This is a genomic window from Mesorhizobium sp. M2A.F.Ca.ET.042.01.1.1 (assembly GCF_003997405.1).
Taxonomy (GTDB): domain Bacteria; phylum Pseudomonadota; class Alphaproteobacteria; order Rhizobiales; family Rhizobiaceae; genus Mesorhizobium.
Window position 1 is genome coordinate 1 of the sequence record NZ_RZRX01000638.1, and the last position, 538, is coordinate 538.

The following is a 538-nucleotide window of genomic DNA, read 5'->3' on the forward strand; positions in this document are numbered from 1 at the left end:
GGGCTTTCGACATCCACGACTTTGAGGAACGCGGCCGGCGCGAGATCGGTTTTATCCCGCGGCCGCTCAAAATGCCGGCCGAACGGCTACTCGTCGAAGAGGGTGCTTCCATGTACCGGCTGATGGAGCGCATCGAGGCGATCGACGCCGAGGTGGGCCTCCCGTTCGCCTGGTTTTTTCTCATGACGCATGGCCACTGGGTCGATCCGGACGTCGGCGAGGCGATCGCCGAAGGCCTGCGCGCCGGGCGCGTGCGTCTGCCTGATCGCAACGCTTCCGTGCTGCTCGACTGGGCAGCCAACCGCTATCTGTTCTGAGGGCCGTGATGGACGCCCGCCTGCCCAAACCAGCATCCGACGAAACACTGCGGCGCGCCGAGGCGCTCGATGCGCTGGACGCCGTGCTGCCGTTCGGCCGCCGTGATTTCCTCGCCGAAATCCTCACCGACGACGACGTCGAGACGCTGCGCCATCTGGCGCGCGAGGGCATGGGCGACAACTCGCTGCGCGCGCTGGCATCCGACCTCGGCTATCTCGAA

Annotated in this window: 2 pseudogenes; both read left to right on the forward strand. The window is 66.5% G+C overall.

Annotated features, from left to right (window positions below):
- Positions 1–317, forward strand: a pseudogene (locus EOA23_RS35320) (hypothetical protein); the annotation flags it as partial.
- Positions 318–325: 8 nt separating this feature from the next.
- A pseudogene (locus EOA23_RS35325) lies at positions 326–538 on the forward strand (integrase); the annotation flags it as partial.